General features: G+C 63.8%; 14 protein-coding genes and 1 tRNA gene. 7 read left to right on the top strand and 8 right to left on the bottom strand.

Features of this window, described 5'->3' with window-relative positions; all coding sequences use genetic code 11:
* The 3 genes from VGM51_18390 (at position 1) to VGM51_18380 (ending at position 2734) form a co-directional block, all read left to right on the top strand.
* Positions 1-936, top strand: a complete 936-nt coding sequence (locus tag VGM51_18390; GenBank protein ID HEY3415007.1) for a type II secretion system F family protein — start codon at positions 1-3, stop codon at positions 934-936.
* 182 nt (positions 937-1118) lie between these two features.
* Positions 1119-1319, top strand: a complete 201-nt coding sequence (locus VGM51_18385; GenBank protein ID HEY3415006.1) for a hypothetical protein — start codon at positions 1119-1121, stop codon at positions 1317-1319.
* Positions 1235-2734 carry a transposase gene (locus tag VGM51_18380; GenBank protein ID HEY3415005.1) on the top strand — a complete coding sequence of 500 codons (1500 nt, stop codon included), beginning with the start codon at positions 1235-1237 and terminating at the stop codon, positions 2732-2734. Before VGM51_18385 ends, VGM51_18380 begins: the two co-directional genes overlap by 85 nt.
* A gap of 54 nt (positions 2735-2788) precedes the next feature.
* On the opposite strand, the gene VGM51_18375 is transcribed toward VGM51_18380, so the two are convergent.
* The 6 genes from VGM51_18375 to VGM51_18350 all read right to left on the bottom strand — a co-directional run bounded on the left by VGM51_18375 (position 2789) and on the right by VGM51_18350 (position 10239).
* On the bottom strand, positions 2789-4117 hold the full coding sequence (locus tag VGM51_18375; GenBank protein HEY3415004.1) for a DUF4434 domain-containing protein: 1329 nt from the start codon (positions 4115-4117) through the stop codon (positions 2789-2791).
* Between the two features lie 76 nt (positions 4118-4193).
* Positions 4194-5198: a substrate-binding domain-containing protein gene (locus VGM51_18370; protein ID HEY3415003.1), complete on the bottom strand. Its 1005-nt coding sequence runs from the start codon at positions 5196-5198 to the stop codon at positions 4194-4196.
* A 20-nt stretch (positions 5199-5218) separates the two neighbouring features.
* Entirely contained in the window at positions 5219-6364 is a 1146-nt protein-coding gene (locus VGM51_18365; GenBank protein HEY3415002.1) for an ABC transporter permease, read from the bottom strand.
* A gap of 6 nt (positions 6365-6370) precedes the next feature.
* Positions 6371-8707, bottom strand: a complete 2337-nt coding sequence (locus VGM51_18360) for a beta-L-arabinofuranosidase domain-containing protein (GenBank protein HEY3415001.1) — start codon at positions 8705-8707, stop codon at positions 6371-6373.
* A gap of 141 nt (positions 8708-8848) precedes the next feature.
* A tRNA-Ile gene (locus tag VGM51_18355) sits at positions 8849-8923 on the bottom strand.
* 35 nt (positions 8924-8958) lie between these two features.
* On the bottom strand, positions 8959-10239 hold the full coding sequence (locus tag VGM51_18350) for an LptA/OstA family protein (GenBank protein HEY3415000.1): 1281 nt from the start codon (positions 10237-10239) through the stop codon (positions 8959-8961).
* Positions 10240-10310: 71 nt separating this feature from the next.
* On the opposite strand from VGM51_18350, the gene ispE reads away from it, so the two are divergent.
* Together ispE and VGM51_18340 are read left to right on the top strand one after the other, a co-directional pair.
* On the top strand, positions 10311-11195 hold the full coding sequence (gene ispE / locus VGM51_18345) for a 4-(cytidine 5'-diphospho)-2-C-methyl-D-erythritol kinase (protein ID HEY3414999.1): 885 nt from the start codon (positions 10311-10313) through the stop codon (positions 11193-11195).
* A complete protein-coding gene (locus VGM51_18340) occupies positions 11192-11953 on the top strand; it encodes a nucleotidyltransferase family protein (GenBank protein HEY3414998.1) in 762 nt (253 codons plus the stop codon). The genes ispE and VGM51_18340 overlap by 4 nt, the downstream gene beginning before the upstream one ends.
* Here the strand turns inward: VGM51_18340 and VGM51_18335 are convergent.
* Together VGM51_18335 and VGM51_18330 are read right to left on the bottom strand one after the other, a co-directional pair.
* Complete coding sequence (locus tag VGM51_18335) at positions 11950-12930, bottom strand: PHP-associated domain-containing protein (protein HEY3414997.1); 981 nt, start codon at positions 12928-12930, stop codon at positions 11950-11952. The two genes, VGM51_18340 and VGM51_18335, sit on opposite strands and share 4 nt — an antisense overlap.
* A 6-nt stretch (positions 12931-12936) precedes the next feature.
* Positions 12937-13614: a hypothetical protein gene (locus tag VGM51_18330; protein ID HEY3414996.1), complete on the bottom strand. Its 678-nt coding sequence runs from the start codon at positions 13612-13614 to the stop codon at positions 12937-12939.
* Positions 13615-13836: 222 nt separating this feature from the next.
* On the opposite strand from VGM51_18330, the gene VGM51_18325 reads away from it, so the two are divergent.
* A complete protein-coding gene (locus tag VGM51_18325; GenBank protein ID HEY3414995.1) occupies positions 13837-14448 on the top strand; it encodes a sigma-70 family RNA polymerase sigma factor in 612 nt (203 codons plus the stop codon).
* A 44-nt stretch (positions 14449-14492) separates the two neighbouring features.
* Entirely contained in the window at positions 14493-15905 is a 1413-nt protein-coding gene (locus VGM51_18320) for a zf-HC2 domain-containing protein (GenBank protein HEY3414994.1), read from the top strand.
* The last annotated feature ends 184 nt before the right edge of the window (positions 15906-16089 follow it).

Genomic DNA, 16089 nt, shown 5'->3' with positions numbered 1-16089 from the left:
ATGTTGATCTGGCTTATCGCAATCACGTCATTCGTGGCGGTGGCGTTCCTGGCGTCCGCCCTCACCTCCGGCGCCACCGTGACGCCCCGCGCACGTCTGCACAAACTCGACAGCACGCCGGCCTTCGGAACGCCTCCCAGGACGCGCGCCACCGACACGCCGTTTGGTGAGCGCGTGGTGCTGCCCACACTGCGCAGACTCGCGCTCGTGGCCGAAAAACTCGGCCTGGCGGCTGACGCACACGTCATGCAGGGCAAACTGGAGGCGGCCGGCCACCCCACGATCTTCGGCATATCAATCGGCGTACGCGAATATATGGCGGTCAAACTGATCTGTTATGCCCTCGCGGTAGTCGTGCTTCTGGCCCTTTTGCGCAACCCCCTGCTGGACGGGCCGCTCGGGATCGGAGTAGCCGGCCTGATCACGATCGTCATCGGGATGTTGCCTACGCTGGTGGTCGATCACCTTGCCGACGCGCGAAAGCAGGCGGTCCTGAAGTCGATGTCGGACATATTGGATCTCCTGGTGGTGAGCGCGGAAGCCGGCCTGAGCCTGGACGCATCGATGGGTCGCGTGGCGCAGAAGAAGCGCGGTCCCCTCGCGGATGAGTTCGAGATGGCGCTTCAGGAAATGCGGCTGGGCAAATCGAGGGCCGACGCGCTGCGCGGGATTGCCCGGCGGACCACCGTGCTCGAGGTAAAAATGTTCACCTCGGCGATCATCCAGGCGGAAAACCTGGGCGTGAGCATCGCACAGGTGCTGCGCACACAGGCGGAAACCCATCGGGAGCGGCGTAGTCAACACGTGCGGGAGGCCGCCGCGAAATTGCCGGTAAAGATGATGCTGCCGCTGGTGTTCTTTATCCTGCCTGCGATCTTTGTTGTCCTTGCGGCGCCGGGCTTGATGGGCATCCTCGCTGCGATGCCCGGCAGGTAGCACCGGTAACTTCTGGAGCACTCGGGCCCGGCCGTGAGGCCGGGCCTCTCTAGTTTGGCTGTTGACTAGATATGTTGTTTGAACAGTGTGGCCAGGTGCGTTTGCGCCTGGCCATTTTGTGCATCACATGTTATCTAGTTAGGGTACTAGACATGCCGATAATCATCTGTAAGGAGGAACATATGGGGTACCCAACCAAGATTCAGGTCATCAAACGAAAAGCCAGCGAACAGTGGTACGTCAACTTTCCGGCCGCCATCGCACACGCCATGGAGTTCGACAAAGGCGAGACAGTCGAGTGGATCATCGAGGACAAAGGACAGATGGTTCTCAGGCGACGCCACGTCCCCGAATCGGCGGTAAAAAAAACTCCGCTGCCCTGACCCCTTGCATCGACGACCTGCTCCTTCAGTGCCGCCCCGCCTTCAAACAACGCAGAACCTTCGAACACGGACGGACCCTGATGTACAGCATACTCGCCAGCCTCGGACGCCACACGCTCTCCGGACTTATCTGCACGTCCGGCCAGCAGTTCGTCGACTGGTCAGCCGCCTACCGTTTGTTCGAGAACGAACGGTTCGAGCCGGACCTGTTATTCGCGCCTGTGCGGCGCGCGGTTCTGAAACACATTCCCGAAGGCTTCCCCGTGGTTGCGGCAATAGACGATACGCTTCTGCACAAGAAGGGAAAGCGAATACACGGCGCCGCCTGGCGGCGTGATCCCCTGGGCGCGCCGTTCGGCGTCTCCTTCACCTGGGCGCAAAGACACCTGCAGACCGCATTACTCCTGCCCGAACACGGTTGGACGGGGCAGGCACGGGCGCTCCCCGTCGATCTCGTCCACGCCCCCACGCCCAAACGGCCGCGACGAAACGCTTCCGAAGAAGAATGGCGTCGCTACAGAGATGCCCAGCAGCGAACGCGGCTGGGTGAGGTGGCACGCCAGAGGATTCACCATCTGCGATCCACCCTCGATGCCGATCCTGGCGGACAACGGCGAACGCTTCTTCTGGTCGGTGATGGGGGCTATACGAACCGTTCCGTCTATCGCGACATACCACAGAACACGGTGCTCATCGGGAGGCTTCGCAAAGACGCCAAGCTCTACGCTGTACCAGACGCGGCGCAAGGTGTCGGTCGACGCCGACTCTATGGTGATCGCCTGCTCACACCGGAGATGTTGCGCCAGGAGGAGAGTATCCCCTGGAAGAAGGTCAAGGCTTTCGCGGCGGGGAAGATGCATCTGTTCCGGGTGAAGGTGCTCAGTCCGGTCCGTTGGAAGCCGGCAGGAGGACGAAACCTGACCGTGATCGCGGTACGCCCTATCTCATACAGACCGCGCAAGAGCGCGCGGCTCCTCTACCGGGATCCTGCTTATCTGGTTTGCACAGAACCCCACCTGTCCCTCCAGAAGATCCTTCAGGCTTATGTCTGGCGATGGGACATCGAGGTGGCATTCCACGAGGAAAAGTCCCTCCTCGGACTTGGAGAGGCTCAGGTGCGCACTCCGAGTGCCGTACCACTGGTCCCGGCGATGGTGGCGGCCTGCTATGGCATACTGCACGCTGCCGCAGCCCAGGCCGGAGTCGATGTGTGCGGGTTGCCTCTGCCTAAATGGCGGCGCGAGCCAGCGCCGCGGCCTTCGACTGCTCGCCTTGTCAATCAAGTACGCTCCGAACTCTGGGGAAAGGCGCTTGGAGTTCATTTTGATGGCTTCGTGAATAAAATACCGCAAATGCGAAGCCACCTAAATTCACTACCAAGCCTTAGCCATGCAGTACTCTATGCCTCCGGATAGCCAAACAAGAGGGGCCCGGCCGTGAGGCCGGGCCTTTTGTCATGTGCGGCGGGCTTAATTCGACTTAACGGTCGCCGGGACAACGACCGGCGATACCGGTCCCACTCTGCGCGAAACGTTTCCGGCGAAATCATAGGCCTGGACCTCGTACGAGGCGCGGGGCGGTTGCGCCGTCGGGCGGTCGATGTACGTTGTCTGCGGGCCCTTTCGGTTGGTAAGGCCTTTGGAGCCCTGTTGCCGGCTTACGCGGACGCCATTGCGGAACACGTAATATCCGCAGATGCCGACGTTGTCGGTCGAAGCCTCCCAGGTCACGCGGACCGTGCCGTTCGCCTGCCTGGCCGCCCGCAGATGCCGCGGTGTGGAGGGCGGCACGGATTCCAGTTTGCCCGTGCGCACGTAGCCGGCATATGTCTTCTGCCAGCCCGCGTCCACGTTGTTGGGGCTGTAGTAGTGGCTCCAGGCGAACGTGATGCTGCCTTCGACGTAAGGTTGCACGCCCTTGAGCTGCCGGACGAAACGATTGAGGGTGGCGGAGGTCCAGTCGTCCTGATAGAACGTTTCGGTGTCGGACCAGAAGACCAGGCCCGGCTTGGTGTCAACGGCCTTCCGAAGCGCGGCGAACCATTGTGCGAAGTTGTCCAGGGTGAGGCCGCCGGCGCCGACGCAGTCCTGCGGCGCGAAGATATCGCCCCTGCCGAGCGCGCAAGACGCGAATACCCTCTCCCAGAATCCGCGGTACAGGGCCGGTGTGCCCAATCGGTAGTTCATGAACGGGCAGAGCATGACCGGCATGCCCGGGTTCAGGCTCTTGAGGTGGCGGACACTTACATCCAGTGCTCCGGACAGAGTGGCCGCCTTGGACGGTGATTGCGCGCTGATGTTGTCCACTTCCCATACCCAGTACCAGCCGTAGAAGGCCCTCGGATACCGGGCGTGGTACCGGTTGTACAGCTCATCGGCGATGCGGTTGCCTTCTTCCATCTGGGAGTTCAGCCACGCCGAATCATACGAACCCCTGGCCCACCAGTCCCCGTGGAAATTCAGGCCGACGAACACCCGGATGCCGGCTTTCTCGGCGTTGCGAAGGCACGCGCCCAGAGGATCGGTGTTCGGCTCCACGAGATGGTAGCCGGGCAGCGACGTAGGGTACACGCATGTGTGCGTCTTGCCATCCGCGACCGCTCCGAACACCATGTAGCGCATCCCAAGCGCCTTCATGTACCGGAACTCGGCCAGCCAGGTAGCGTCCGTCCAGTTGCGGCAGAGGTAGTCCTGTATGAAGGTCCCGTTCGCGATCGGATGCGCCTTCGGAGGCGGCGGCTTTGCGATGGCGGCCGCCGCCAGGGAGAAAATGGCCGCGCAAATGGCCGCCGGTTTCATCGATATCACGTTTCGGTCTCCCTTTGGGGATGGGGCGAGGGCGTCCGCGCGGCATTCGGGCGGAACGGCGTCGCCACTACTTCCGGATTGCTTCCAGTGGGACGAGGATATCGCCGCCCCTGGCGGTCTCCCCGTTCAGTACGCCCACGGCCATCCGCGCGGCGTAGCGCCCCATCAGGTCCGGATGCTGTTCAATGGTGGCGAACATCTCGTGGGACGCCAGGGCGGACTGAACGTCGGGGATGTTATCGTAGCCTACCACCGTGAGTTTGCCCTTGCTGCCAGCCTCGGCGATGGCCTTCATCGCGCCCACCGCCATCTTGTCGTTGGCGCAGAACACTCCCTTGAGATCACTGTGCTTTGCCAGGACGTTCTGCATCTTCTGGTACGCCTTCTCGGTATCCCATTCGGCGCTCTCGGAGGCGGTGACGTCCAGTTTGCCCGCCACGGCGGACGTGAATCCCCGGCGCCGCGCCTCGGCGTTGTCCGCGCCGCGTATGCCTTCGATAATCGCAACCTTGCCTGTGTTGTTGAGGGCCTTGAGCATCTCCTCGCCCGCCAGCCGGCCGCCTGCCTCGTTGTCCGCCCCAACATAGCCGTCGCTAACGAGCCGCTGAGCGCGGGCCGCCGCCGCGTCGATCCGGTTGTCCACGTTGATGATCAACACGCCCGCTTTCTGAGCGGCAACCAGCGCCGGAACGATGCCCTTGGAATCCGCCGGAGCGATACAGATCGCGCGGACGCCCTTGCCGACCTCCGTCTGGACGAGGGCGACCTGCTTTTCGTAGTCCATTTCCTCGGGGGGCGCCTGGATCTCGGGTCTGGCGCCCATTTCGCGCGCCGTCTTCTCGAACTCCGCGATCATTGGACGGAAGAACGGATTGTTCCGCGTCTTGACGATCAGCACGATGTCGTACGGCGCTTTTGCCTGTTTGACCGCGTCCAGGGAGGCGACCGTCACCACGGGCCCCTTTCGGGCGGGGAGCGCGCTGAAACCGCCGCCGGGTGTTGGCTGCTCCTTTCCACAGCCGGCCAGCGCCACCGCTGAGACGACGCACAGTGGTACGAGTGTTATTCGCATGTTCCTGTCTCCTTGAATCGTCACTGGCGCGCCTTGCGCACCTGATCGATGAGTACTGTCAGCACGATGACACCGCCGAGAATCACCGCCTGCAGCGTGTCACGGACGCCGCACAGCACGAGCCCGGCTTCGATGACGGTGATGGTGAGCGCGCCGACGAGAGCGCCGACGATAGAGCCCTGCCCCCCGCTCAGACTTGTGCCGCCGATGACGACGGCCGCGATCGCGTCCAGTTCGGCTCCGGTCCCCGCGCCCGTGTTCGCGGTGCCGAATTTGGCTGTGACGAGGACGGCGCCGATGCCCGCGCCCAGACCCGAAAGCGCGTACGCCATCGTCTTGTACGCCGCCACATCAACGCCGGACAGCCGCGTCGCCTGTTCCGACCCGCCGATGCTCATGACATAGCGTCCTGCCCTGGTACGGGCAAGCAAGACGGCGGCGGCAATGACGACGACCAACGTAATCGTGATGAGCGGCGCGCCCTGGCCCAGCGCCAGGAAGCGTTGGACGCGCGCCGGCACGCTGCTGCTGTCTGTCGCGTATAGCGTGAGGCCGCGGGCCGCGCTCATCATCCCTAGCGTCATCACGAAAGCCGGTATCCTGCCTACGGACACCATCAATCCGTTCGCCATCCCGCAAGCGAGGCCAATGAGCAATGCGATGGCGATGGCGCCCTCCATCTTCACCCCGCCAGCCAGCCCGCGCGAGAGCACGAACGTCAATCCCGCCTCCGCGACGAGAAATACCGTTGCGCTGAGCGCCGTCTGTTTGCTGCGGGTCCTGGCGCGCGAGTAAGCCCTCCAGGCGGCCAGCAGCGCGATGGGGAGCGCCACGACGCTGGTCAGCCAGAGCGGCAAAGGACCGTTCATGGCCAGCGCAAGCCCCGCGCCGGACAGCGCGAGCACGGAGCCGACCGACAGGTCGATTCCGCCGGTGATGATGACAAACGACATCCCGACCGCGAGCACGATGTTTCGCGCGGATTGCTGCAGGATATTCGGCAGGTAGCTCTCGCGCCAGAACGTGCCCCGGAATCCCGGGTGCACGGAAAAGACGGCGCATACGAGCGCCAGCATCAGCCAGGGGCGCAGTGCGCCGGCGAATGATCGGCCCTGGCGAGCGAACCGGCCGGCTGTCGCGGCGGATTTAGCGGTGTCGGTGGTCATCTCTCGTCAGGGCGCGAACGCCTGTAATTCCGCGCAACTGCTGAATGCCTGCCTGGGCTGGTCTCCACATGCCGGGCGTCCCACCACGCGGATTGCAACGGCATCCACCGGCGGAAACGCCACGGAGAATTTCTGCCCTTCAGTCAGGTGCGCGTTGTCGGTCGCCGTGGTGTCCGGATAGGAATCCAGCGTAGCCACGGTAATCCACGGCCCGTTGGCCTCTGTCCGGACCTGGATTCGGGGTTTGCCGGCGGATGCATCGAACCACCCGCCGTTGTTGTACACGGCGCCGTGGGCGTAAGTGGCGCGGCCGATGCGAACCGCTTTCGGCAGGGTGAGCGCATACCAGTCTTCGTCCGCCATGGCGTCATTCCACGTGACCGATCGGGTGGTCACATCGTCGTCCGCGATATCGGCAACCTGATTGCCGATCCGCGAGACCGACACTTTGGCCGCGTAGAACAGGGATCCGGACCCGCCGTGAAGCTGGGCATGTCCGGGGCGCGCAATCCAGACGGCATACCGGCTGGCGCCATCCTGTCCGGCGAAAGAGAATGGGATGAGGTTGAGGTCACGGTTGGCGCCCGCGACGCTGCCGGGCGTGCGAAGGGCGATCTGGCTGCCCAACGCCTTCGACACGGTGGCGGTCGCTTTGAGTTGGGACGCGTTGTCCGCCGCCAGCGCCACCTGCTTCAGCATGCGGATGTTACCGTTCTGCGCGGTGTCCACGGCATAGACCACGGGACCCCGCATAACGGCCTCGAGCCCGTCGTTGCCATGGTCTCCCCTGATCAACCGGGCCGGCATCGGCAGATTGAGCGATACGCTGTCGCCGCGCTTCCAGCGGCGATTGACGACCGCATACGAGCCCGGGCGGACCCTCGCGGCGGCCAGCGGGCGGCCGTTTACCGTGACCGATGTACCGCGCGCCCAGGACGGGATACGCAGGCGCAGCGGGAATGCTCCCGGCGTCTCCGGATTCACGGTCAGCCGGACGCCGCCGGAGACGGGATAATCGGTTTCCTGCCGCACGGCAACCGTGCCGCAGGGCAGACGCGTCCGGATGGTCGACGAATTGTAAAGGTTGATGACGAGACCGCCGTCCGCACTCTTCATGGCGGCGATCGAGGGCAGGAGCGCCACTCCGCGCGCCCCGCTGGACAGGCAGCAGGTGGTGTTCGGGCTGTATGCCTTCCGGCCTTCCAGGGGTGTGTAGTACGACCACGCCTCGCCTGTGGGCTTCTGAGCGGCCAGGAGGTGGTTGTAGATCGTCAATTCCATCTGGTCGGCGTAGGCGGGATCACCCGTGAGCCGCAGGAGCTGCAGGTTCATCTGCTCCCATGTGACGGTGACGCACACCTCGCCAACGTTGGAGCTCTCGCCATTGGGGAGCACATGGTCGTCCCGGAAGTACTCTCCGGCCGAGGCGGTGCCGGTAACATACCGCCGATTCGCCACGATGTCGCTCCAGGCCGAGATCGCGTCACGCCGGAGCGCGCCGTCCTGCGTAACGCGGTGCATTTCGATGAGCCCGTTGAAGTTGGAGAGCATTTCGTAGGCTTTGCCGTTTCCCACTTTGTCCACCCGACCGAATTTCTGCAATGAGGAGACAACAGTGGGGCCCCCGGGCGCATCATAATTGGCAACGATGTACTTCGCGAAGGTGAGATAACGGCCGTCTCCGGTGGCCCGGTAGAGAAGCAGCATGGGCTCAATCACGCTGCACGAAGCCATACCCATGTGCTCGCCGGCTTTGTTGATGTCCCGCTTGCCCGGCCCGAAAGTGCGCACCAGGAGGTCGCCCACGCGGCGGCTGGCCTCCAGGGCCGATTTGCTGTGGGTGTACTGGTAGTAAGTGAGGAGGCCGAGGAGGTCGTATTTGTGCGCCCAGACGTCCCATGCGGTCCATCGCTGCGCGGGCGGATACGTTCCGAGGTAGCCGTCCTTTTCCTGCGTGTGGATCAGGCGCGCGGCAACTCGGTCGATCTTCGCCTTTAGCGCATTGTCTCCGGTAGTTGCCCAGACCAGTGTGGCGGCGTGCAGGAATTTGCCCACGTGTTCGCCCTGCCATACCTGGTGTGTGCCGTCGCGGTTTTCGAACGCGCCCAGGAGATCCTGTTCGTCTACGCGCAGAAGACGATTGCGTTCGTTGACGTCGTAGCGGGCGCCCAGAAGGCCGCCTGTGAATTTCACATCCCCCGGAGGGAGCGGAACGAACGTGTCCTGTACCTTCGCCGTGCCCACGCGGGCCAGCCCGTCGGGGTTCTGTTGCGATCCGGCCCACGGGCACAATGCAATCAGGAGGATCGATGCGGCCAGTGGCGCCTTTGTCTTCGTCGACATGTTCTACTCTCCGGGAGGTAAGTTTTGAGTCTGGGGCGTTTGTTCAGGGTTTGCGACGGTCTGGCGGGCTGTCCCAGCCGGTAACGAGCGTGGGAACCGAGCCGGGGCCGAAAGGAGTCGATTGCCTGAATATGAGGGGATTGGTGGGCCCAGCAGGATTCGAACCTGCAACCAAATCCTTATGAGGGATCTGCTCTGCCGCTGAGCTATGGGCCCGACATCACCATTCTACCACCTTAGCGTACCGCGCATCAACGAGGCGGGGAAGCCGAAGCCTCCTCCTCCTTCACGAAAAATGTCGCCTTCACGTTCGGCGCCTCCAGCCATTCCGCCCCTTCCTTCACGCCCATTTTCACGGATGGCGCATCGAATGTCTGGTTCTTCTCATCCTTGCCGTGAACGTTGCCCGTGATGGTCACGATCTCATTGGCGCCGTCGTAGGTCCCGGATTCGCCGGTCACGACCTGGTTCTTGCGCGTAACGGTGATCGGTCCGGCCGCTTCGGCGCGCTTTTCCCTGTAGTAATACCTGACCGACTTGCATGCGATGAGCAGGGGCTCCCTGATGCTCGCTCGGACGCTCTTGGGGTCCGCCGTCGGCGCCGGCAGGACAGCTACCTTCACGCCGTTGGCGCCTTTCAGCACTGCTGTCTTCGCGTTGAAATCCACCTCGGCGGTGTCACCTTCAATGCGGTTCTTCGGGTTCTCGACCACGATATGGCCCGAGACGGTAGCGGTATTCTCGGCCTTTCGGTAAACGATCTTGTCCGCGCGGAACGACGTGTCACCCTGCGAGGCGGCAACATTGCCCTCGTACACGCTGGTGTCGTTCGCCTGGTTCCAGCGCAGGAAGTCGGCGTGCGTGAAGCGCACTTCCTTGTACTTCGGAGGCGCGGACTGGCCCGTGGCGGAGTTGGCGAGAAAAGTGGCGAGAATCGCCCCCATCCCCAGTTGTTGCGTCAGTTTTCGCAGCATCGGCGCCTCCACTTGCGCGGCGGCGGACACGCCGCGGCCGGTAATCTCGGACATTTTGGTGTTCGTCTCAACGCTTTCGGCTCGCACGAATCCGCCTTTCCAGGCGATGACAACCGGTTCCGGGCAGCGTACGCGATCTTCGTGCTCCCGCCAGTCGATGCGCGACGTGTGCGCCGTCACGCCGTGCGATGAAAGCGTCAGGCCTCCGGTGACCAGGAGGGTTGCCGTGTCGTCGTTGTACACGGCGCGGGCGGCCGTGATGCTTGCCGCCGGGCGCTCATTGCGGTACAGTGTGCCACGATCGATTCCGACAAACGTTGTCGTGTGCCCGTCCGCTGCGACGCGGATGTCGCCGGCGTGAATACGCCAGATCCTCCGTCCATTATGGCGTCCGACAAGCGTCGCATCAGGCACGTTGGCGACGGTTACGTCGGCCGGGCGTTTCGTGATCGACGGCGGCGGCGGATCGTGGCGATGCAGCCAGACCGGCAGATACACGAGCCCGGCGATCGCCGCAACGCCCGTCAGGGCGAGCAGCACGCCGGAGATTCTTGCCAAGGGCGCTCTCACTGAACCATGATAACACATTGGCAGGCCGTGCCCGCAGGCGGAATGCCACTGGAGCCACTATGACGGTCACCGCTCTCGCCCCCGCGAAGATCAACCTGACGCTGGAGATCCTCGGAAGCCGCGCAGACGGCTACCACGAACTCCGGAGCGTGATGCAAGCCATCTCCCTTCACGACACCCTCACCCTGGAAGACGCTCCGGGCGAAGGCATCATCGTGTCGGGCGGCAGTCCCGACGCGCCTCCGGACGAATCCAACCTTGTCTATCGCGCGGCGACCGCTCTCGCCGGCGCCGCCGGCGTCGAACAAGGGGCGCGCATTGCCCTTCGGAAGCGTATTCCGGTGGGCGCGGGCCTCGGCGGCGGCAGCTCCGACGCGGCAACGGCCCTCTTGGCCCTCAACAAACTGTGGTGCCTCGATTGGCCTGCGGTCCGTCTTGCGGAAATCGGCGCCACGCTGGGCTCGGATGTGCCGTTCTTTCTGACGGGTGGGACCGCGCTGGCGGAAGGGCGCGGGGAAACACTCACCGAACTGCTACCGCCCGCCCAGGTTTGGCTGGTTGTCGTCTGGCCGGGCGTGAAACTGCCAACGCCACGCGTTTACCGCCGGTACGATGAGTCGGCTGCCGGGGTGACGCGCGCGCTCGACCGTTCGCGGCAGATGGTGTCGGCTCTGTTGGCCAACTCAGCGGAAGGCCTCGGGGCGTGTCTGCAAAACGATCTCGAAGCCGCAGCGTTCGGCCTCGCCGCGCCGGTGCAGGCGGCGAAGGAACGACTGGTGGAAGCGGGGGCTGTTGCGGCGTCGATGTCCGGCAGCGGTTCATCGGTTTACGGCCTCGCCCGGGACGAGCGGCACGCCGGCGAAATCGCTGAACGGATTCGGCCTGCGGGGTATTGGACGTCGGTTTGCCATACGGTCCCGCTGCCGTACGAGGGAGAATCATGACGGGGAAAAGTGTGCCGGTGGTTGTGCTGGCGGGAGGTATGGCCAAGCCGGAGGTGCAGGCGGCCGGGTGGCCGGCCCTTCGCGCCCTTGCGCCGGTCGCGGGGCGGCCGATGGTCGCATGGGTCCTCGATGCGCTTCGTGCGGCGAATGGTGTCCGGGAAATCGTGGTGGTAGGTCCCGATGAACTGTCGGCGGTGATCGGTGACGCCGCGTTGCTCCCGGTGGGCGAGGGGATGTGGGACAACATCGCCGCCGGACTGAGGCATTTCCCGGACGAACGTGTGCTCCTCTCCAGTTCCGATGTGCCGCTGTTGACGCCGGCTGCCGTGGATGATGTGATCGGGCGCGGGATGGAGATCGACGCCGATTTTGTGTACCCGATCATACGCAAGGAGCAGAACGAAGCGCAATGCCCCGGCCTCAGCCGGACCTACGGCACGCTCGTCGAGGGCACTTTCACCGGCGGCAACCTGATCCTCGTTCACAGCACGAGACTGCTGGCGAGCGACGAGCTCATCAGGAAGGCGTTGGCGGCGCGCAAGAAGCCCCTGGAGCTGGCGAGGCTCATCAACCTGCGCCTCGTCCTCAAGGTGATGCTGAAACGCGCGCGCATCTCCGAGCTGGAAACACAGGTCACTCGCGTTCTCGGCGCCACGGCCCGCGCACTGGAAACGACATATGCCGAGATCGGCGCGGACCTGGACAGCCCGGAAGAGACGCCGATCATTGAAGGGCTGATGGCGAAGCGGCGAGGTTAAAACCGCTTGCGATACAGCACGCCTGTGCCGGAGTCGATCTTCAACGCCAGGCTTCCCCGGCGCAGGGGGACGCGAAGCATCGGCGTGTAATCCTGGTGTACGCTCGATTGGAAGCCCAGGGGCGTCCATGTGAGCCACCGGCCGCTCCGGGTGATACCCCTCGTACGCGCCGCGAATGCGGGGCAGTCGCCAGGTTGCGTTCGACCGCTGTAGAGGGCGTCCCGAATCGCGTCCGGGGTCGGAGCGCAGTCGCGGAGGATCGTATAACACATCCCCACCATCTTCGGGTCATGCGCATCGGACGCGCCGAACCGAGGCTTGGTGACGGTCATGTAGAAGGCCGATCTTCGGTCGTTTGCGGCGGCCTTACGCACGAGGTAAGCCGATTCCTCCGCCGAGTTCATCGTCTCCACTCCGTCGAACGGCAGCGAGTTCGCGAGCGGTCCCAGCGAGTCCTTGTCCATCGGATGCGCGGCGATCGCGAGGCCGCCCTGACTGTGGACGCGGCTGATCGTTTCGGTCGCGCTCAGCAGGCTCGGTATGGGTGTGTGGATGTAGAGCGCGATGATGTGGCCGTCCGCGGAAGTGATCTCCTCGCCCGGGATGATGAAAAATCCCGGCGGCGCCTTTCCTTCACCGCGGAGCACGGCCAGGTCCGCCTCCGCTTCCTTCAGGCCGTCCATCGTGTTGTGATCGGTGATGGCGATGGCGGTCAGGCCACGTTGAACCGCCTGGATGATGATGTCGCGGACATTCGCCCGGGAGTCCGGCGAAAATCGGGTGTGAACGTGCGTGTCGATCGCCACGGCCGCCGGATCGAGTTGGAGCTGACGCGGGCGATGGATCGGGGCGTTGGCGATGTGGCGCGCCGAAATCACCCAGCGCTGCCACGTTGAGTGTGGAGGCGGACTGGGTTCGGCGTTCGCACCGCAGATCATCGCGACAATCGGCAACAGAATCAGGGCGCGCTTCAGCAACTTGACCTAACCTCCACCGTTCAGACGGTTCCTGCGGTTCTGGCCTCCGCCTGCGTTGCCGCGGCCGCCGCCGGAGGGCCGCCAGTACGAGCGGATGCTGTTGATGAACGTGCGCTGCTGCTCGGGCGAGAGCGTGCCGAATGACCTTTGCATCTTCATCACTTCGGGGTCGTTCGTCGGCGCCATCACCGGCTGATCCGGGGGCGGCGCCGCCGCGGGAGCCGACGCTGCGTTCGCGGGATCGAATTTGGGAAGGAAGATGAAAACGGGGCGCAGGCCTTCCTTCGCGGGCGCTTCATCGGGTGCGGCTCGAATGGCGACGGTTCGCGTACCATTGTCCACCGCCATCGGAACGGTAGCCAGGGTGTCGATGGTGGACGCAAGGCGGGCCGCCTGGTCGGGTCTGATGCGGGGGGCGATTTCAGGGCCGAGCCAGAGTGTTCGCCACTTCACATCCAGAACGGCGGCAGCCGTCTTCACGGCAGCTTCCAGCGGAACGCCGTGCAGATGAAGAGTGACTCGGCCCGCGACGCCGGGGCCAACGAGGATGCGAACCTTCGACTGCTGGGTCAGCGAGTTCGCCAGTCCGTTGATGGAGCCGTTGTCCAAATCTACGGTCACCTGGGCGCGGGACGCGGCGCAAATCGCCAGCGCCGCGAGGCTAGTCAGCAAGCGCACTTTCATATCTGCCTCTTGAGAATGAGTACACGGGACGACACGATGTCCCGATGATAGCGTGTGAAGTCATGATGCACACCGCTATTTGGACGCCAGCGACCTGAAAACCGTTACACTATCATTTTGAAGGATTTGAAACCGCGACGCCACTAAGAAACCGTAAAAGTTTACAGAACTCCGCCGAAAGAGTTCTATGATTTTGCGGTAATCGGAAAGGGCGCGCGCGGTTTGGATGGCATTATCGCTGTGTTCACGCGCACCAAGTTCATAGATGCCGGCCCGGACGCCGTTGCCATCGCCCGCTGCAAAGCGGGAGATACCGACGCGTTCGCCGAGATCGTGGAGCGTTACCAGGGCATGGTGGCGGGCGTGGTGTCGCGTGCATTGCGCGACCCCGAGGATGCCGAGGATGTGCGGGTGGAAGTGTTTGTCCGGGCGTTCCGGTCGCTCGGCGGCTTCCGGGCGGATGCCAAGTTCAGCACATGGCTGTACCGCATCGCCCTCAACACGGCGTTGCGTCACGCGGGAAAGGCTGCGAGGGATCGCTCCTTTCGAGTGGAACAGGATCCGGAGAAGCCGGACTTTTTGTCCACTCTTCCGGCAGACGCCGACGAAGGGCCGGAAGCGCTGGTCTGGAAGCGGATGTCGGCGGTGGCGGTTCGGAAGGCCGTGCATGACCTGCCGGAGAAGCAGCGAATGGTTATCGTTTTGCACTACTTCGAAGAGAAGACGTGCGAGGAGATTGCCGAGATAATCGGAGTGAACGTGGGAACCGTGTGGAGCCGCATCCATTACGCGGTGAAGCGGTTACGGGGAAGCCTGAATGAGGCGGGCGAGTGATATCGCTGCCTGGCGCTTAGCGATCGAATGTTGAAAGTCTTGTGATGTTCCACGAAACTCACAATCTGGCCGGGTATCTTGAGGGGGCGCTGGAGCCTCAGGTGGCGTCTCGGGTTGAGCGCCATCTGGAGTCCTGCGGCCGCTGCCGGTCGGCGTTGGCGGACATGCGTGTCGCCAAGAGACTTCTCAGCGCCACCGGCGAGACCATCAAGCCGATCCACTATGATCCGGAACTCTGGTCGCGGGTTCACGCTCAAATCGCCGCGCCGCCCCGGCAGGCTCCCATCCGTCCGCGATGGGCTCTGGCAGGGGGCGGACTCGCCCTTACCGCCGCCGCAATCTGCCTTGCCATCGTGATGAACCTCCCACGTCCGGGCGAGCATCCGGGCGCCAACCCTGCACACCCGGGCGTCCATTACGCCCAGAAGGGACCGGCGAAGATCGCGCAGGCTCCGCCGCGTTCGCATTCGGAAACCGGGCGTTCGGCGACCCCGCCCGTTCGGGGCGGGGCGCCTGAGCCTCTGCGCCCCCCAAATCCGCGGATCACTCCGGAAAGTGGAGAAGCCGCGCCGGCAGGCCCTCCCATGCCGACCCCTGCGGTTGTTCCAACGCCGGCGCCCGCCGTCACTAAAGAGCACACCCTGGTGGCGAACGCCGATACGGGCCGCGCAAATGTCCCGTTCGGGGCTGCCGGCAACGCTCATGGTGAGGTAAGCTCCCTGGCGGGCTCGGAGACCAAACTCCGTAATCGGGCAACGTTCGCCTCCAAGAACGCGATGAAGCTCGATAACCAGAACGCGCCGTCCACCACGGCGCAGGTCGCTCCTCCGCCGGTGGCGGAAGCCTTCCCGGCTGACAAGGGTTCATCGCGCGACGGCTTCGTCTCCCCGGTGGCTGCGCCGACAGGTGGCCGCAGCAACGATGGCCCCGAAATCGTGGCCGCTGAAGCTCCGCCGCCTCCCTCGACGCTAGGTCTCTCGGGACACGTGAATGATCGCGCGCTTACGCTCAAGGCCAGGGCGGCGCAGCCGCTCACATCGTATCAAGCCGGGATTCCCCGCGTGGGCACCATCACGGCGCGGACGGGCGTGTCAACGGTCGAGGCGCACCGGCTGTACGCGGATGCGGACCAAGCGTTTCGCGCCGGAAAGGATGAAACAGCGTCCACCTTCTATGCCGAGGCGATAAAGTCCGGCCTGGACTCTGTTGAGCGCCGCACCTCGGAAACACGCCTTGGCGATCTGGCAATGAAGTCGAACGATGCGATAACGGCCGTGAAATGGTATCGAGCGGCTTGCGCTCAGTTCAAAGACGCCGAGACGCTGACCAAACTGGGCGACGCTCTCGAGAAGAGCGGAGATGCGAAGGGCGCCGTGGCCGCTTACCAACAGGCCCTCACTATCAGCCCCGCGATGCCCGCCGCAAAGGAAGGCCTGAAACGCGTTAAGGCGAACTAACCGGTCGGAGGAAGGAAATGAGAAAATGGGGAAATGATCAAAGCTCATTTCAGGCTGGGTCGCAACTTGATCGGGTTTTCGGTTTTTGTCGATCAAATTGTGTGGTCATATCCCGTTTCGCCGTTAATCCGATTGGTGGCTATCAGTTGAACGCGTTCCGAGGAGGTGGCAGGGTTGCTTGAGC

Source organism: Armatimonadota bacterium, assembly GCA_036504095.1.
Classification (GTDB): domain Bacteria; phylum Armatimonadota; class DTGP01; order JAKQQT01; family JAKQQT01; genus DASXUL01.
Note: the sequence above shows the minus strand (reverse complement) of the source record. Positions and strands in the feature narration are given on the sequence as shown.